The organism is Stenotrophomonas sp. S39 (assembly GCF_016624665.1).
Lineage (GTDB): Bacteria > Pseudomonadota > Gammaproteobacteria > Xanthomonadales > Xanthomonadaceae > Stenotrophomonas.
The window spans coordinates 1-15,867 of sequence record NZ_JACVTT010000045.1; the positions used below are offsets into that span (position 1 = coordinate 1).

Here is a 15,867-nt window from a genome sequence, read left to right on the forward strand (position 1 = left end):
CCCCCCCCCCCCCCCCCCCCCCCCCCCCCCCCCCCCCCCCGGCCCCCCCCCGGGGGGGGGGCCCCCACCGCACCCAGTAGAGCCACGCCAGGCGTGGCTGCCCTGATATCGCGCGGGCCTCAGCCCTCGCGTGCGATCGCGCGCCAGCCGATGTCGGTGCGGTGGAACTCGTTGGCCCACGTCACCTTGGCCACGCCGGCATAGGCATTGGCCTGCGCGTCGCGCACGCTGTCGCCCAGCGCGGCCACGCACAGCACGCGGCCGCCGGCGCTGAGCACCTGGCCCTGTGCATCCAGCGTGGTGCCGGCATGGAACACCTTGGCATTGGCGGGCACGGCGTCCAGGCCGGAGATCACGTCACCGGTGATCGGCGCTTCCGGGTAAGGCTTTGCGGCCAGCACCACGCCCAGCGACGGACGTGGATCCCACTGCGCGTCCACCTGGTCCAGGCGGCCATCGATGGCCGCTTCCACCAGGTCCACCAGGTCCGACTGCAGGCGCAGCATCACCGGCTGGGTTTCCGGGTCGCCGAAGCGCACGTTGAACTCGATCACCTTCGGCGCGCCGCTGGCATCGATCATCAGGCCGGCATAGAGGAAGCCGGTGAACGGGATGCCATCGGCGATCATGCCCTGCACGGTCGGGTTGACGACCTCGCGCATCACCCGGGCATGCACTTCCGGGGTCACCACCGGCGCAGGCGAGTAGGCGCCCATGCCGCCGGTGTTCGGGCCGGTATCGCCGTCGCCCACGCGCTTGTGGTCCTGCGAGGTGGCCATCGGCAGCGCGTGCACGCCATCGACCATCGAAATGAAGCTGGCTTCCTCGCCATCGAGGAATTCCTCGATGACCACGCGCGCGCCGGCGTCGCCAAAGGCGTTGCCCGAGAGCATGTCACGCACCGCATCCTCGGCCTCGGCCTGGGTCATCGCCACGATCACGCCCTTGCCAGCGGCCAGGCCATCGGCCTTGACCACGATCGGTGCGCCCTTCTCGCGGATGTAGGCCAGCGCAGCGTCCACCTCGGTGTGCACGGCATAGAACGCGGTGGGGATGTTGTGGCGGGCCAGGAAATCCTTGGCGTACGCCTTGCTGCCTTCCAGCTGCGCGGCGGCGGCGGTCGGCCCGAAGATGCGCAGGCCGGCGGCGCGGAAACGATCGACCACGCCGGCCACCAGCGGCACTTCCGGGCCAACCACGGTCAGCGCCACGCCTTCGGCCTGGGCCAGCGCCAGCAGGCCGTCGATGTCGGTCACCTTCACCGCCACGTTGCGGCACTTGTCTTCGGTGGCGGTGCCGGCATTGCCGGGCGCCACGATCACTTCGGTGACACGGGAGGACTGGGCCAGCTTCCATGCCAGGGCGTGTTCGCGGCCGCCAGAGCCGATGACAAGTACGTTCATCACGAGATTCCAGATTGCGTGGGAAGGGAAGGGCGATGTCCCCGGCGGCGCGCGTGGTTCACTCGCAGCCCTCGCGTTGCAGCGCGTCGGGGAAGGAATAGGTCCAGGTCTTCGGGTCCAGCGTGAAGCGGTGCGTGCGGCGCACGTTGTTGCCGCCACAGCTGCTGCCGGTTTCCTCGATCAGCAGCGGCCAGATGCGCGCGCTGCGGTTGCTGTCGTCCATGCGCAGTTCGAAGTCGAAGTCGAACATGCGGGTGCGGCAGTCTTCGGCCTGTTCGGCGTCGTCGCAGTCGTAGGCTGCGGTGTTGTCGATGTGGCTGCGCACGCTGCCCGCGTCCAGCAGCCCGTTCGGGCCGGGCAGGATGAAGCTCTGCGTCTGCAGCGAGTAGCCCTGGCCGTACCAGCCGCTGACGTTGCGGAAGCCGTAGAAATCGCTGCCGAAGCGCAGGATCTCGACGCTGCCCGGGCGGCCGCTGCTGCCGTAGGTGCCGCCGGTCAGCTCGGCCGCCACCTCGAAGCTGTCGGCGGCCGGGCGCAGCACGTAGAAGTCGATGGTGCCCGCGTCGGCATGGCCGGCGTCGGCCACTTCGCCGCACACCGCCAGCAGCTGCTGCCAGCTGTCACCGTTCACCACCGGCTGCTCGGCGCACACCGCCCAGTCCACCGGGCGGCTGTCACCGTCCTGCGCCCAGCTGCCGCGCCAGTCGCCGGACAGTTGCGCGTCCTTGCCGTAGCGCGCCGTCAGGAAGGCCTGCAGGCGCGCGGTACGGCTGGCATGCCCGGCCGCTGCGGTGCTGCCCGCGGCGGGCGTCTCTGCGTGCGGGGCAGTGGCGGGTGCCGGCTGGGCGGCCGGCTTGCAGCCGGCCAGCAGGACCGCGCCCAGCAGGGCGGGCAGGAGCAGGGGTTTGATCGAAACTGCGGACATCCGTGTCGCTCCAGGATCAGTGGCGGAAGTGGCGAACGCCGGTGAACACCATGGCCAGGCCATGTTCGTCGGCGGCGGCGATCACTTCGGCGTCGCGCATCGAACCGCCCGGCTGGATGACCGCCTTGATGCCGGCGGCCGCTGCGGCATCGATGCCGTCGCGGAACGGGAAGAACGCATCGGAGGCCATCACCGAACCTTCCACCACCAGGTTTGCATCGGCCGCCTTGATGCCGGCGATGCGCGCGGAATAGACGCGGCTCATCTGCCCGGCGCCGACGCCGATCGTGCGGTTGTCCTTGGCATAGACGATCGCATTGGACTTCACGAACTTGGCCACCTTCCAGGCGAACAGCAGGTCGGTGAACTGCTTGTCGGTCGGCGCCAGCTTGCTGACCACCTTCAGTTCGTCGCGGGTCATGCCGCGGTTGTCCGACGACTGCAGCAGCAGGCCCGAGCCCACGCGCTTGCTGTCGAAGTTGTTCAGGCCATCACCGTGCGGGATGCGCAGCACGCGCACGTTGGCCTTCTTCTGCGCGTATTCCAGCGCGGCCGGCTCGTAGTCCGGGGCGATCAGCACTTCGACGAACTGGCGGTCGAGGATGACCTTCGCAGTGGCCGCGTCGAGCGGCTTGTTGAAGGCGATGATGCCGCCGAAGGCGCTGGTCGGGTCGGTGGCGTAGGCCAGCTCGTAGGCATCGCCGTTGCCGGCACCGACGGCCACGCCGCACGGGTTGGCATGCTTGACGATGACGCAGGCCGGCGCATCGAACTGGCGCACGCATTCCCACGCCGCATCGGCATCGGCCAGGTTGTTGTAGCTCAGTTCCTTGCCCTGCAGCTGCTGGAACGTGGCCAGGGTGCCCGGCACCGGGTACAGGTCGCGATAGAACGCGCCGCTCTGGTGCGGGTTCTCGCCGTAGCGCAGGTCCATCACCTTCACGAAGGTGGAGTTCATCTGCGCCGGGTACTCGGCACGGGCCGGCACGGCGGCATCGGTGGCGGTGACCGCCGACAGGTAGTTGCTGATCGCCGCGTCGTACTGGGCGACGCGGTTGAACGCCGCCACCGAGAACGCGAAGCGGGTGCTGGCCGACAGCTGGCCGTTGTTGGCCTCCAGCGAGGCCAGCAGTTCGGCGTACTGCGACGGGTCGGTGGCCACCGCCACGCGGGCGAAGTTCTTGGCCGCCGAGCGCAGCATGGCCGGGCCGCCGATGTCGATGTTCTCCACCGCGTCGGCCAGGGTGCAGTCGGCCTTGGCGGTGACCGATTCGAACGGATACAGGTTCAGCACCAGCAGGTCGATGGCGCCGATGCCGTGCTCGGCCATCACCGCGTCATCCAGGCCCGAACGGCCGAGCAGGCCGCCGTGCACCATCGGATGCAGGGTCTTGACCCGGCCATCCATCATTTCCGGGAAACCGGTGACGTCGGCCACGTCCTTCACGGCCAGGCCCATGTCGCGAATGGCCTTGGCGGTGCCGCCGGTGGACAGCAGCTCCACGCCGCGTGCAGCCAGCGCGGTGGCCAGCTCGGCCAGGCCGGTCTTGTCGGAAACGGAGAGGAGGGCCCGACGGACGGGCAACAGATCAGCAGTCATGGGGACAGGGCAATCGGCAGCGGAGCGGGGCCGATATTGTAGTTCGTGGGGGCCGGTGGCGGGCGCTGTCGGCGCGCTTTGCTGGCCCCGGCAGGGGAAAACGGCCTGCATCGGCATGCCGGGCTGAACACGCCATGGGGTAGGCTATGCCGGAACTGCCAAGGAGTTGCGGGTTCAGATCGTGTCGATCTATGCATTGAAAGGACGTTTCCAGGACCTCTTGCGTCCGGCCGTGCGCGGGCTCTACCGCCTCGGCATCACCGCCAACACGGTGACCGTGGCCGCCGCCGTGGTCTCGCTGCTGGTGGCCGCCGCAGTGTGGTGCTGCGCGCCCGCGCAGCCGCTGCTGTACCTGCTGCTGCCGCTGTGGATGCTGCTGCGCATGGCGCTCAACGCCGTGGACGGCATGCTCGCCCGCGAGTTCGGCCAGCAGTCGAAGCTGGGCGCCTACCTGAACGAGTTGTGCGATGTGATCGCCGATGCGGCGCTGTACCTGAGCCTGCTCAGCGTGCCGGGCGTGCGCCCCGAGGCGCTGTGGCTGCTGGCCTGGACCGCGGCGCTGAGCGAATACGCCGGCGTACTGGGGCTGATGGTCGGTGCCAGCCGCCGCTATGACGGCCCGATGGGCAAGAGCGACCGCGCCTTCGTGATCGGTGCGCTGGGCCTGCTGCTGGCGTTCGGGTGGGTTGGCGCGATGACGGTCACTGGCGTGGCTGCGGCCATGGCCGCACTGTGCGTGCTGACGATGATCAACCGCGTCCGCCGCGGGCTGCAGGAAGCGGCGCTTCCGCCGCAGTAATCAACTACAAACCAAAAAGACAATCTGGAGATTGCATGCGTCAGGCGCAGGAGCGGGAATTCCACAGCTTCGACCAGGTACCGCTGTTCTACCGGTACTGGGCGAGCACCACGACCACCACGCCGGCCAGGGCCATCGTGCTGCTGCATCGCGGCCACGAACATTCCGGGCGGGTCACCCACCTGGTCGATGAGCTGGACCTGCCCGACACCGCCTTCTTCGCCTGGGATGCACGTGGCAACGGCCGTTCGCCGGGCGCGCGCGGTGATGCCCCGGGTTTCCCGGCGCTGGTGCGCGACCTGGACAGCTTCATCGCCCACATCGGTGCCGAGCATGGCATCGCGGTGGAGGACATCGTGGTGATCGCGCAGAGCGTGGGCGCCGTGGTTGCCGCCACCTGGGTGCATGACTACGCGCCGCGCCTGCGCGCACTGGTGATGGCTTCGCCGGCGTTCAAGGTGAAGCTGTACGTGCCGTTCGCACGGGCGGGGCTGGGCCTGATGCAGAAGCTGCGCGGCAACTTCTTCGTCAACAGCTACGTCAAGCCGCAGTGGCTGACCCACGATCCGGCGCGGGTGGAAAGCTACCGCACCGACCCGCTGATCACCCGGCCGATCTCGGTGCGCGTGCTGCTGGGCCTGTACGAGGCCGCCGACCGCATCGTCGCCGATGCGCAGGCGATCAGCGTGCCGGTGCAGCTGCTGGTGTCCGGCTCGGATTTCGTCGTGCACCGTGGCCCGCAGGACCGCTTCTACGAGCGCCTGTCCAGCCCGATCAAGGAGCGCGTGCACCTGCCGGGCTTCTTCCATGACACGCTGGGCGAACGTGATCGCGCGCCGGCACTGGCGCGCATCCGCAGCTTCATCCAGGCGCGCTTCGCCGAACCGCTGCGCGAGCTGTCGCGCCGCGATGCGCACCGCCATGGGCCGACCTTCGAAGAGTCGGAGATCCTGGCCTGGCCGCCGGAGCGCAACAGCCTGGCCGACCTGCGCTGGCGCGTGGTGCGTGGTGGCCTGCGGGTCGGCGGCACGCTCTCCGAGGGCATCGCCCTGGGCCTGCAGACCGGCTTCGATTCGGGCAGCACGCTGGATTACATCTACCGCGACGAAGCACGCGGCAAGGGCCCGCTGGGGCGCATGGTCGACCGCAACTATCTGGATGCGATCGGCTGGCGCGGCATCCGCATCCGCGGCCAGCACCTGCAGGAACTGCTGCGCGATGCCGCCCAGCGCCTGCGCGGGCAGGGCACGCCGGTGCGCGTGCTGGACGTGGCGGCCGGCCATGGCCGCTACGTGCTGGAAGCGCTGGGCCAGGGCGAGCAGCGCGCCGAACGCATCGTGCTGCGTGATTTCAGCGCGTTGAACGTGACCCAGGGCCAGGCCTTGATCGAGCGCCTCGGCGCGGCCGACATCGCCCGCTTCGAACAGGGCGATGCGTTCGACCCGGCACAGCTGGCGCAGGTCGACCCGGCGCCGACGCTGGCGGTGGTGTCGGGCCTGTACGAACTGTTCCCCGACAACGATGCGGTGCTGCGTTCGCTGCAGGGCATCGCCGCGACCGTGCCGGTGGGCGGCTACCTGGCCTATACCGGCCAGCCCTGGCACCCGCAGCTGGAATTCATCGCCCGCGCGCTGACCAGCCACCGCGGTGGTGCGGCGTGGGTGATGCGCCGTCGTACCCAGCAGGAAATGGATGAGCTGGTGCGCCTGGCCGGTTTCGAGAAGGTGGCCCAGCGCATCGACGAGTTCGGCATCTTCACCGTGTCGCTGGCGCGCCGGACCGCGTGATGGCGACGCTGGCTGCCACCCCGCTGGCCGCGGCAGGGCGCCCCTGGCGGCGCGCCCTGCTGTGGCTGGTGCTGCTGGGTCCGTTCTTCTTCGCCAGCTATGGCTTCGCCAACTGGATGGCCGGGCGCCACGCCGTGCTGCCGGTGATGGCGTTCGCCTGGGAATCGCACATTCCGTTCGTGCCGTGGACGATCGTGCCGTACTGGTCGATCGACCTGTTCTACGCGATCTCGTTCTTCCTGTGCCGGCAGCGCCTCGAGCTGGACCGGCACGCGCTGCGGCTGTTCAGTGCGCAGCTGATCGCGGTGGCCTGCTTCCTGCTGTGGCCGCTGCGCTTCAGCTTTGAACGGCCGGAGATTGGCGGCGTGTTCGGCTGGCTGTTCGATGTGCTGCTGGGTTTCGACAAGCCGTTCAACCAGGCGCCGTCGCTGCACATCGTGCTGCTCATCGTGCTGTGGGTGAAGTACGCGCAGTACCTGCAGGGCGCATGGCGCTGGCTGCTGCACGCGTGGGCGCTGCTGATCGGTGTTTCGGTGCTGACCACCTTCCAGCACCACTTCATCGATGTGCCTACGGGCCTGCTGGCCGGCTGGCTGTGCGTGTGGCTGTGGCCGGAGCAGGGCACCCCGCCACTGCGCGCCTGGCGCATGGCACGCGCGCCGAAGCGGTGGCGCCTGGCGTCGTTCTATCTGCTGGGCGCGGCGGCGCTGCTGGTGCCGGTGCTGCTGCTGGGGGGCGCGGCGCTGTGGCTGCTTTGGCCGGTGGTGTCGCTGCTGCTGGTGGCGCTGGCCTATGCCGGGCTGGGCACGGCGGTGTTCCAGAAGCGCGCCGATGGGCGGCTGACCATGGCCGCGCGCTGGCTGCTGGCACCTTACCTGGCGGCGGCCTGGATCAATTCGCGGCTGTGGACGCGAGGTGCGCCGCAGCCGGTGGAGGTGGCCGGCGGGGTGTGGCTGGGACGCATTCCCTGCGCGGCACTGCCTGCCCCGTTGCGCGGCGTGGTCGATACCTGCGCCGAACTGTCCTGCCACGCGCCGGGCGCGGGCTATGCCAGCGTGCCGATGCTGGACCTGGTGGTGCCGTCTCCCGCGCAGCTGGCTGAAGCTGCCGATGCGATCGAGCGCCTGCGCGCGCACGGGCCGCTGCTGGTGTGCTGCGCGCTGGGCTACTCGCGCAGCGCGGCCAGCGTAGCCACCTGGCTGCTGCGGACCGGGCGGGTCTGCAGCGCCGCCGAGGCCGTGGCCCGGGTGCGTGCTGCGCGGCCGTCCATCGTCCTGCATGACGTTCATCTACAGGCCATCGCGGCCGCCGCCGCACCGGAGAGCACCGCATGAGCACCGCTGCCGATCTGCCGATGATGCACCTGCTGCTGCGCCAGGGCCGGCTGCCCGCCGCGCTGTCACTGGGCCTGCTGCTGGTGGCGCTGTTGCTGCTGGGGGTGGAGCCTGGGCTGGCGATGTTCGCCGCCGGCCTGCTGCTGCTGAGCGTGGCAGTGGGCGTGGTGCAGGCGTATTACGCGGTTCGGGTGCAGCTGGACGCCAGCCTGCTGCAGCTGCTGCTGCGCGAGCACCTGCAGGGTGATGCCGCCGCCGAGCGGGTGGACGCGGCCCTGCACACCGCCGGCCTGCGTCGCCGCGATGCGCAGGCGCCCGTGCGCGGCTGGGAGGCACGCTGGATCGGCATGCGCCGCCTGCTGGTGCGCCAGTACGTGGCCACGCTGCTGCAGTTTTCGGTGCTGCTGCTGGCCGTGCTGTGGCCGCAGACCTGAGCGGAGGTGTCGATGTTTGCTGAACTGATCGCCCGTGCCTGCAGTGGCGCGATCCATGTAGTGACCGGGGCGCGCGCGCTGTGGATCGGCTGTGCGCCGTCCAGCGAGCACCGCGTGTATTACGGCAACCACGCCAGCCATGGCGATTTCGTGCTGATCTGGTCGTCGATGCCGCCGGCACTGCGGCGCCAGGTGCGGCCGGTGGCTGCTGCCGAGTACTGGCAGGGCGATGCGCTGCGCCGCTACCTGATCGATGCGGTGTTCAACGGCGTGCTGGTCGAGCGCGATGCTGCGCGCCGCCAGCAGGATCCGTTGCAGGGGCTGCGCGATGCGGTGGACGAGGGATGCTCGTTGATCCTGTTCCCCGAAGGCACGCGCAACATCGGTGATGAACCGCTGCTGCCGTTCAAGAGTGGCATCTATCATCTGGCGCGGCAGCGCCCGGAACTGGAGTTCGTACCGGTGTGGATCGACAACCTCAAGCGGGTGATGCCCAAGGGGCGTTTCCTGCCGCTGCCGCTGCTGTGCACGGCCACGTTCGGCACGCCGCTGCGGTTGCAGGCCGATGAGGACAAGGCGGCGTTCCTGGCGCGCAGCCGGCAGGCGCTGCTGGACCTGGCACCGAACGGAGGCCGCGCATGAGTTTCCTGCTGGATGTCTCCGGTGATCTGGCCACGCAGAGCGTGGGCCAGCAGACCGGCCTGCTGTTTGCCGGTGTCGGCGCGGTGCTGGTGCTGGCCACGCTGGTGTCCGAAACCCTGCGTTGGCGCCAGCGCGGCAATCCCAGTGCGGTCATCGCCAATCTCGTTTCGCGCATCCGCGCGTGGTGGGTGATGGCGATCGTGGTCGGCGGTGCGCTGCTGTTCGGCCGCGCCGGGGTGATCGTGCTGTTCGCCATCATCTCGCTGTTCGCGCTGCGCGAATTCATCACCCTGGCGCCGACCCGCTCGGGTGACTACTACGCGCTGCTGGCGGCGTTCTACATCGTGCTGCCGTGGCAGTACTACCTGGTGTGGATCGACTGGTACGGCATGTACACGCTGCTGATTCCGGTCTACGCGTTCCTGTTCCTGCCGATCCTGTCGACCATCGGTGGTGACACCACGCACTACCTGGAGCGTACGGCCAAGGTGCAGTGGGGGCTGATGATCTGCGTGTTCTGCATCTCGCACGTGCCGCTGCTGCTGAACCTGCACGTGCCCGGCCACGATCCGTCGCGCAACGTACTGCTGTTCGCCTTCCTGGTGATCGTGGTGCAGTCCTCCGACGTGCTTCAGTACATCTGGGGCAAGCTGCTGGGCAAGCGCCTGATCGCGCCGAAGCTGTCGCCGTCGAAGACGGTGGAAGGATTCGTGGGCGGCGTGCTGAGTGCCAGCGCGCTGGGTGCGGCGCTGTGGTGGATCACCCCGTTCACGCCGCTGCAGGCGTTCGGGCTGTCGCTGCTGATCAACCTGATGGGATTCTGGGGTGGCCTGGTGATGTCGGCGATCAAGCGCGACCGCGGCATCAAGGATTGGGGCCACATGATCGAGGGCCATGGCGGCATGCTCGACCGGCTGGACTCGGTGTGCTTCGCCGCGCCGGTGTTCTTCCATGTGGTGCGGTATTACTGGAAGGCCGGTGGCGTGGGCTGATCAGCCCGGGGGCGCATCCCTTCGCACAGCGAAGGGCTCTGACCCTGATCGCGATTCCGTCGGGCGTTCATCCACGCATGGCGTGGATCTACAGGCGGGCGGCGGGTGATCAAGCCGGGGTCGGATCCCTTCGCACGGCGAAGGGCTCTGACCCTGATCGTGATTTCGTCGGGCGTTCATCCACGCATGGCGTGGATCTACCGGCCGGTGGGGTGGGCTGATCGTGCCGGGCGTTCATCCACGCATGGCGTGGATCTACCGGGCGGGCATCGGTAGCGCCGGGCCATGCCCGGCGGCGCGCGCTTACGCGCTGATGCCGTATTCCTTCAGCTTCTTGCGCAGGGTCGCGCGGTGGATGCCCAGCATCGCGGCGGCGCGGCTCTGGTTGCCTTCGCAGTGGTTGAGTACTTCCACGAACAGCGGAATCTCCATCTCGCGCAGCACGATCTCGTAGACATCGTCCGCGTCGCAGCCATCGAGGTCACGCAGGTAGCGGCGCACGGACTGGGCGACGTGTTCACGCAGCGGTGGCCGGGCAGCGCCACGACTGTTGTCAGGACGAGAAAGGACAGCGTTCAAGGGGGTTCCCGATTCGGTGGCCCGTGCGCGCGGAGCGCGCGGCCGGACGAGGTGGAGGCGGCCAGTCTAGCGCGAGCGTGCCCGACCTGCCACGGCTGGACGCCTTCGTCCCGATCAAAGGAACTCGAAGGTGAATGCGACCGTGGAGGCTGCCGGCTCCTGCACACGGAAGGCGATGCGGGCGCTCTGCCCCGGTTCCAGCAGTGCCGCGCCCGGGTTTTCGCCCAGGTACTGCGCGGGCGGGAACACACCGGTGCCGATCACCCGGCCATCGGCATCGGCCAATGACAGGCGCAGGTCGGGCCATGCCTGCGCCCAGCGCGCATCATTGCGGATGCTGGCCTGCACCTGCAGTACGCCGGCCTGCCCGGGCAACGGGCGGATCTCGCGGCTGGTCATGGTCAATGCAGTCGGTTCGCGCCATGTGGGCAGGCTGCAGCGCAGGACGCCGCACAGCGCACTGAGCCATGGGCGGTGGCCGGCATCGGCCGCCAATCGCGTTCTGTCGGCCAGCACGCTCTGCAGCACCAGCAGCAATGCCAGCACGGCTACCAGGGCCCAGTGCCAGCGCGGCGTCGGCAGGGCACGCGGGCGGGCGCCGAGGAAACTGGGTGCATCGCTTGCGGGTGTGACCGACGCAGGCGCGTCGATGCGGGAGGACGGTTCGATGACAGTGTCATCGGACTGTCGCGTCTGCGGCGGTGGCGGTGTGTCCACCACCGGTTCGGCCGGCAGTTCGAACGGCGCCGTCTGATCGTCGGTGGCATCCGTCGTGTCGTCAGCGGGGTCCTGCGCCTGCCCGGTCCCGGGCGGCGCATCGGCTCCCGGCGCGGAACGCAGGAAGGCGGCAAGCGGACGACGCGGCGGGTTCGGCTCGGACATGCTCAGGGCGCGGGCTCGGATCCAGCCGTCATTCAACCACGATCAGGCGCGGCGTACGCCGGTGATGCGCATCCAATCGCCATCCTGGGTGGCCTGCAGGTCGTCGAACCACGCGGCATAGCGTTGCAGCAGTTCGCCTTCCTGGCCATGCAGGATGCCCGACAGCGCGATGCGGCCACCGGCAGCAACGCGTGCGGCCAGCAGTTCGGCCAGCGCATCCAGCGCCGAGGCGAGGATGTTGGCGACCACGATCGGGTAGGTGGCCACCGGTTCGTCCTGCGGCAGGTAGACGTGCATGCGGGCCAGTTCGCCGTTGCGCTCGGCGTTGTCGGCGGTGGCGATCAGCGCCTGCGGGTCGTTGTCCACGCCGATGGCCTCGGCGGCGCCCAGCTTCAGCGCGGCCAGGGCGAGGATGCCCGAGCCACAGCCGAAGTCGAGCACGCGCTGGCCCTGCAGCACGCCATTCACGGCCAGCTGGTCCAGCCAGCGCAGGCACAGCGCGGTGGTCGGGTGGGTACCCGAACCGAAGGCCAGGCCCGGGTCCAGGCGCACCACGGCGGCGTCGGCGGCCTGCGCGGCCTCCGGCAGCTCATGGTTCCACGGCACGATCCAGGTGCGGCTGCCGAAATCCATCGGCTGGAACTGGTCCAGCCAGGCGCGTTCCCAGTCTTCGTCCTCGACCGCGCGGAAGCTGCCGCCGGTCCAGTCCAGTTCCGGGTCGAACGCCTCCAGCGCAGCCAGCAGCAGCAGCGCGTTGCTGTCGGCCGGGAACAGCGCGCTCAGCACCAGGGTGTCCCACAGCGGCGTCTCGCCCACGCCCGGCTCGAGGATGGCCTGCTCGTTGCTGGTGTCGGCCTCGGCATCGAGCAGGGTGACCGCCAGCGCGCCCACGTCCTCCAGCGCGTTTTCATAGCGGGGCTGGGTGGCTTCGGTGCAGCGCAGGGTCAGTTCCAGGAACGGCATGGCGGTGGGGGCAATCGCGGGAAAGGGGGCCATGCTAGACCATCCGGCCGTCTCCGTATGCTCTGAGATGCCGACCCAGGCTGAACGAGACCGGTTCAGACATGCCTCCCGGGCCTTGCTAGACTTGGCGCTTTCCTGCCCGACGTGCCGTAACCGACCGCCGATGGCCCTCGCCCCGACCCTGAAAACCTGGTTGCTCGTGCTGCCGGCCGTGGCCGTGCTGGGCGTGGCCGGTTATCGGGCCAGCGGCCATGGCCATGCCGCGCAGGTGGATGTCGGCGAACCGTTGGCCGTATCGACGGCCACGGTGCAGGAAGCACTGGAGCCGGTGATGCCCGAGGCGCTCGCGCGCCGCCTGGCCGGCTTCGAGCGCAGCGCCGCATTGCCTTCGGGCCTGCCGCTGGATATCCGCGCCGACATCGAGGGCGAGACCGATCTGTTCGCCTACGCGCAGCGGCTGAAGGTGCAGGCCGAGCAGGGCAACCACGAAGCGCGCTGGATGCTCAGCCGGGTCTACGACTACTGCGCGCAGTATGCGGTCGACCCGGGTGGCTACCGCCTGGACAACAACGTGCTGGCTGGCCTGGGCCTGAGCGCGGCACCGGCGATGGTGCAGGCGCGCGAACGCGTGGCCCAGCGCTGCGGCGGTTTCGTGCCGGGTGACAAGCTGGGGCCGTCGCTGGTGTTCAACGAACGCCGCCGTGCAGCCCTGCAGGGCAACCTCGCCGCCGAAGCGGCGCTGTTCGCCGAGGGCGAGCCGCTGCACAGCAACGAGCAGTACCGCCGTGACCTGGTCGAACGCGTGCGTACCTCGCGCGATCCGGAGGCCTACATGGCTCTGGCGCCGGGCATGGGCACGCGCGCTGCCGGCGACAAGGCGCTGGTGGACATGGTGGCCGGTGAACAGCTCAGTGAGATGGCATGGCGGGTTGCGGCCTGCCAACTCGGCCTACCTTGTGGGGCCGACAGCGTGCTGATGAACAGTTACTGCGCGAACGGAGGGATCTGTTCGCAGGATGGGACACAGGATTTCCAGGATTTCGTGTATGACGCTGCGGTATCGCGGCAAGGTGCGGGGAAGATGAACGAATGGATCAAGCAATTGATTGGAAAGAGGAACGGGCAATGAATTACCGTCGATTCCTGCACGGGGCCAAGTTCTGGTTCTGGGTGGCGTTGTTTGTCGCGTATTCGGCTGGCGCCGTTGGCCTGCTGATGATCGACACCTACGAGGATCGCTACCGGCACCTTTCCAAGGTTGAACTGACCTCGGTGAAGGCGCAGGAAGACGTGCGCCGCGCCGGTGCCAGCCAGGTGGCCGCGGTGTACCGCGCGCAGAGCGGCGCGCCCTTCGCTGCGCTGCCGGCGGGCAGTACCTTCCAGGTGGTCTGGCCCGATGGTTCGACCGAAACGATGGTGATCATTGACCCGACCTCGCCCAATGGCGTGCGTCCGCTGGCCGATACGCAGATTCCTGCCGAAGTCGCCGACAAGCGCTGACACGATTCTGTAGAGCCGAGCCCACGCTCGGCTGCGCTTGCAGCAAGCCGAGCGTGGGCTCGGCTCTACAGGAAACAGGCAACAGAAAAGGGCGGGGAAATCCCCGCCCTTTTCGTGTCCAGCATCTGCCGCCGATCAGGTCAGCGCGATCGGCTTGTTCTTGCGCTCGGCCAGACGCTTTTCCAGGTAGTGGATGTTCTGCCCACCCGCCTGGAAGCCCTTGTCGCGCATGATGCGCTGCTGCAGGGCCACGTTGGTCTTGATGCCGTCCACCACCATTTCGCTCAGCGCCACCCGCATGCGGGCGATGGCGGTCTCGCGGTCCGGGCCGTGCACGATCAGCTTGCCGATCATCGAGTCGTAGTTCGACGGCACGCGGTAGCCACTGTAGATGTGGGTGTCCACGCGCACGCCGGGGCCGCCCGGCGGATGGAAGCCGGTGATGGTGCCCGGGCTCGGCACGAAGGTTTCAGCATCTTCGGCGTTGATGCGGCATTCGATGGCATGGCCGCTGAGCACCACGTCGCTCTGCTTGATCGACAGCTTCTGGCCGGCGGCGATCTTCAGCTGCTCGGCCACCAGGTCGATGCCGGTGACCATTTCGGTAACCGGATGCTCCACCTGGATGCGGGTGTTCATTTCGATGAAGTAGAAGCGGCCGTCTTCGTACAGGAACTCGAAGGTGCCGGCGCCACGGTAGCCGATGCGCACGCAGGCTTCGGTGCAGACCTTGCCGATCTGTTCGCGCTGTTCGGCGCTGATGCCCGGTGCCGGTGCTTCTTCCACCACCTTCTGGTGGCGGCGCTGCATCGAGCAGTCGCGCTCACCCAGGTGGATGGCGTTGCCTTGGCCGTCGGCCAGCACCTGGATCTCCACGTGGCGCGGGTTCTCCAGGAACTTCTCCATGTAGACCTCGCCATTGCCGAACGCGGCCTTGGCCTCGCTCTTGGTGGTTTCGATCGAGGTCTTCAGCGAGGCTTCGGCGTGCACCACGCGCATGCCGCGGCCACCGCCGCCACCGGCCGCCTTGATGATGACCGGGTAGCCGATCTCACGGGCGATCTTGGTGTTGGCGACGATGTCCTCGCCCAGCGGGCCGCCCGAACCGGGCACGCACGGCACGCCGGCGGACTTCATCGCGCGGATGGCTTCAACCTTGTCACCCATCATGCGGATGGTGTCGGCCTTGGGGCCGATGAAGATGAAGCCGGACTCCTCCACGCGCTCGGCGAAGTCGGCGTTCTCCGACAGGAAGCCGTAGCCCGGGTGGATGGCCTGGGCGTCGGTGACTTCGGCCGCAGCGATCAGCGCCGGGATGTTGAGGTAGCTCTGCGGCGACGGTGCCGGGCCGATGCAGACCGACTCGTCGGCCATGGCCACGTGCTTGAGGTTGCGGTCGACCGTGGAGTGCACGGCCACCGTGCGGATGCCCAGGGTGTGGCACGCGCGCAGGATGCGCAGCGCGATCTCCCCTCGGTTGGCAATGACGACTTTGTCGAGCATGGCGTGCCCCTCAGCCGATCACGAACAGCGGCTGGTCGAATTCCACCGGCTGGCCGTTCTCGCCCAGGATGGCGACGATGGTGCCGGACTTGTCGGCTTCGATCGGGTTGAACATCTTCATCGCTTCGATGATGGCCAGGGTCTCGCCTTCCTTGACCTGCTGGCCAACGGTGACGAACGCCGGCTTGTCCGGAGCGGCCGACGCATAGAAGGTGCCGACCATCGGCGAGCGCAGCACGTGGCCTTCCGGCAGGGCCGGGCCCGGCTTGGCGGTGCCGCCGGTGGAGGCTTCGGTCGGCGACTGCATCGGCATGGCCTGCGCAGCCGGGGCGGCTGGTGCGGCGTACACCGGGGCGGGCATCGGCGCGGCGTAGCCGGCCACCGGGGCGCGCGACAGGCGCACCGACTCTTCGCCTTCCTTGATTTCGATTTCAGCCAGGTTCGACTCTTCCAGCAGGTCGATCAGCTTCTTGATTTTGCGCAGATCCATGAGGGCCTCTTTGGTTTCTATCTAGGTGAGGTGG

At 68.6% G+C, this 15,867-nt stretch carries 16 protein-coding genes; 8 read left to right on the forward strand and 8 right to left on the reverse strand.

Translation table 11 applies throughout. The features are described 5' to 3' along the window. Positions 1–119 precede the first annotated feature (119 nt). From purD to purH, 3 genes are read right to left on the reverse strand one after another with little or no spacing between them, the layout of a single operon-like run. A complete protein-coding gene (purD, locus tag IAE41_RS12790) occupies positions 120–1,403 on the reverse strand; it encodes a phosphoribosylamine--glycine ligase (RefSeq protein WP_200733378.1) in 1,284 nt (427 codons plus the stop codon). 58 nt (positions 1,404–1,461) lie between these two features. Beyond that, complete coding sequence (locus IAE41_RS12795; protein WP_200733379.1) at positions 1,462–2,328, reverse strand: hypothetical protein; 867 nt, start codon at positions 2,326–2,328, stop codon at positions 1,462–1,464. Between the two features lie 16 nt (positions 2,329–2,344). Beyond that, positions 2,345–3,928: a bifunctional phosphoribosylaminoimidazolecarboxamide formyltransferase/IMP cyclohydrolase gene (gene purH / locus IAE41_RS12800; protein WP_079223782.1), complete on the reverse strand. Its 1,584-nt coding sequence runs from the start codon at positions 3,926–3,928 to the stop codon at positions 2,345–2,347. 181 nt (positions 3,929–4,109) lie between these two features. Between purH and IAE41_RS12805 the strand changes: the two genes are divergently transcribed. The 6 genes from IAE41_RS12805 to IAE41_RS12830 are packed head-to-tail and all read left to right on the forward strand — an operon-like array spanning position 4,110 to position 9,916. Beyond that, positions 4,110–4,727: a CDP-alcohol phosphatidyltransferase family protein gene (locus tag IAE41_RS12805; RefSeq protein ID WP_200733380.1), complete on the forward strand. Its 618-nt coding sequence runs from the start codon at positions 4,110–4,112 to the stop codon at positions 4,725–4,727. Positions 4,728–4,762: 35 nt separating this feature from the next. Beyond that, complete coding sequence (locus tag IAE41_RS12810; RefSeq protein WP_079223780.1) at positions 4,763–6,514, forward strand: bifunctional alpha/beta hydrolase/class I SAM-dependent methyltransferase; 1,752 nt, start codon at positions 4,763–4,765, stop codon at positions 6,512–6,514. Next, a complete protein-coding gene (locus IAE41_RS12815; RefSeq protein ID WP_200733381.1) occupies positions 6,514–7,848 on the forward strand; it encodes a phosphatase PAP2/dual specificity phosphatase family protein in 1,335 nt (444 codons plus the stop codon). The genes IAE41_RS12810 and IAE41_RS12815 overlap by 1 nt, the downstream gene beginning before the upstream one ends. Beyond that, complete coding sequence (locus IAE41_RS12820) at positions 7,845–8,282, forward strand: hypothetical protein (protein ID WP_108759006.1); 438 nt, start codon at positions 7,845–7,847, stop codon at positions 8,280–8,282. Before IAE41_RS12815 ends, IAE41_RS12820 begins: the two co-directional genes overlap by 4 nt. A gap of 12 nt (positions 8,283–8,294) precedes the next feature. After that, positions 8,295–8,924, forward strand: coding sequence for a lysophospholipid acyltransferase family protein (locus tag IAE41_RS12825; RefSeq protein ID WP_079223777.1), 630 nt, complete (start codon positions 8,295–8,297; stop codon positions 8,922–8,924). Continuing rightward, complete coding sequence (locus IAE41_RS12830) at positions 8,921–9,916, forward strand: phosphatidate cytidylyltransferase (RefSeq protein WP_108747497.1); 996 nt, start codon at positions 8,921–8,923, stop codon at positions 9,914–9,916. Before IAE41_RS12825 ends, IAE41_RS12830 begins: the two co-directional genes overlap by 4 nt. Before the next feature lie 303 nt (positions 9,917–10,219). Here IAE41_RS12830 and fis read toward each other — a convergent pair whose 3' ends face one another. The 3 genes from fis to prmA all read right to left on the reverse strand — a co-directional run bounded on the left by fis (position 10,220) and on the right by prmA (position 12,340). Continuing rightward, positions 10,220–10,495, reverse strand: coding sequence for a DNA-binding transcriptional regulator Fis (gene fis / locus IAE41_RS12835; RefSeq protein ID WP_006397198.1), 276 nt, complete (start codon positions 10,493–10,495; stop codon positions 10,220–10,222). A 114-nt stretch (positions 10,496–10,609) separates the two neighbouring features. Further along, positions 10,610–11,377 (reverse strand): DUF3426 domain-containing protein, encoded by a 768-nt coding sequence (locus IAE41_RS12840; RefSeq protein WP_200733382.1) that lies wholly within the window; start codon positions 11,375–11,377, stop codon positions 10,610–10,612. Between the two features lie 42 nt (positions 11,378–11,419). Further along, positions 11,420–12,340, reverse strand: coding sequence for a 50S ribosomal protein L11 methyltransferase (gene prmA / locus IAE41_RS12845; protein ID WP_200733399.1), 921 nt, complete (start codon positions 12,338–12,340; stop codon positions 11,420–11,422). Positions 12,341–12,503: 163 nt separating this feature from the next. Between prmA and IAE41_RS12850 the strand changes: the two genes are divergently transcribed. Together IAE41_RS12850 and IAE41_RS12855 are read left to right on the forward strand one after the other, a co-directional pair. After that, positions 12,504–13,469: a hypothetical protein gene (locus tag IAE41_RS12850; protein ID WP_200733383.1), complete on the forward strand. Its 966-nt coding sequence runs from the start codon at positions 12,504–12,506 to the stop codon at positions 13,467–13,469. Further along, positions 13,466–13,840, forward strand: coding sequence for a hypothetical protein (locus IAE41_RS12855; protein WP_079223772.1), 375 nt, complete (start codon positions 13,466–13,468; stop codon positions 13,838–13,840). Before IAE41_RS12850 ends, IAE41_RS12855 begins: the two co-directional genes overlap by 4 nt. A 135-nt stretch (positions 13,841–13,975) precedes the next feature. On the opposite strand, the gene accC is transcribed toward IAE41_RS12855, so the two are convergent. Both accC and accB read right to left on the reverse strand, forming a co-directional pair. Continuing rightward, positions 13,976–15,343: an acetyl-CoA carboxylase biotin carboxylase subunit gene (gene accC / locus IAE41_RS12860; protein WP_079223761.1), complete on the reverse strand. Its 1,368-nt coding sequence runs from the start codon at positions 15,341–15,343 to the stop codon at positions 13,976–13,978. A gap of 10 nt (positions 15,344–15,353) precedes the next feature. Next, on the reverse strand, positions 15,354–15,833 hold the full coding sequence (accB, locus tag IAE41_RS12865) for an acetyl-CoA carboxylase biotin carboxyl carrier protein (RefSeq protein ID WP_079223759.1): 480 nt from the start codon (positions 15,831–15,833) through the stop codon (positions 15,354–15,356). Positions 15,834–15,867 lie beyond the last annotated feature (34 nt).

What these genes read in the sequence shown, in the direction of transcription:
- IAE41_RS12815 (WP_200733381.1), top strand. Translation starts at nt 6,514, where the DNA reads ATGGCGACGCTGGCTGCCACCCCGCTGGCCGCGGCAGGGCGCCCCTGG.
- IAE41_RS12795 (WP_200733379.1), bottom strand. Translation starts at nt 2,328, where the DNA reads ATGTCCGCAGTTTCGATCAAACCCCTGCTCCTGCCCGCCCTGCTGGGC.
- accB (WP_079223759.1), bottom strand. Translation starts at nt 15,833, where the DNA reads ATGGATCTGCGCAAAATCAAGAAGCTGATCGACCTGCTGGAAGAGTCG.
- IAE41_RS12825 (WP_079223777.1), top strand. Translation starts at nt 8,295, where the DNA reads ATGTTTGCTGAACTGATCGCCCGTGCCTGCAGTGGCGCGATCCATGTA.
- prmA (WP_200733399.1), bottom strand. Translation starts at nt 12,340, where the DNA reads ATGCCGTTCCTGGAACTGACCCTGCGCTGCACCGAAGCCACCCAGCCC.
- IAE41_RS12850 (WP_200733383.1), top strand. Translation starts at nt 12,504, where the DNA reads ATGGCCCTCGCCCCGACCCTGAAAACCTGGTTGCTCGTGCTGCCGGCC.
- IAE41_RS12820 (WP_108759006.1), top strand. Translation starts at nt 7,845, where the DNA reads ATGAGCACCGCTGCCGATCTGCCGATGATGCACCTGCTGCTGCGCCAG.
- IAE41_RS12830 (WP_108747497.1), top strand. Translation starts at nt 8,921, where the DNA reads ATGAGTTTCCTGCTGGATGTCTCCGGTGATCTGGCCACGCAGAGCGTG.
- IAE41_RS12810 (WP_079223780.1), top strand. Translation starts at nt 4,763, where the DNA reads ATGCGTCAGGCGCAGGAGCGGGAATTCCACAGCTTCGACCAGGTACCG.
- IAE41_RS12855 (WP_079223772.1), top strand. Translation starts at nt 13,466, where the DNA reads ATGAATTACCGTCGATTCCTGCACGGGGCCAAGTTCTGGTTCTGGGTG.
- IAE41_RS12840 (WP_200733382.1), bottom strand. Translation starts at nt 11,377, where the DNA reads ATGTCCGAGCCGAACCCGCCGCGTCGTCCGCTTGCCGCCTTCCTGCGT.
- accC (WP_079223761.1), bottom strand. Translation starts at nt 15,343, where the DNA reads ATGCTCGACAAAGTCGTCATTGCCAACCGAGGGGAGATCGCGCTGCGC.
- purD (WP_200733378.1), bottom strand. Translation starts at nt 1,403, where the DNA reads ATGAACGTACTTGTCATCGGCTCTGGCGGCCGCGAACACGCCCTGGCA.
- purH (WP_079223782.1), bottom strand. Translation starts at nt 3,928, where the DNA reads ATGACTGCTGATCTGTTGCCCGTCCGTCGGGCCCTCCTCTCCGTTTCC.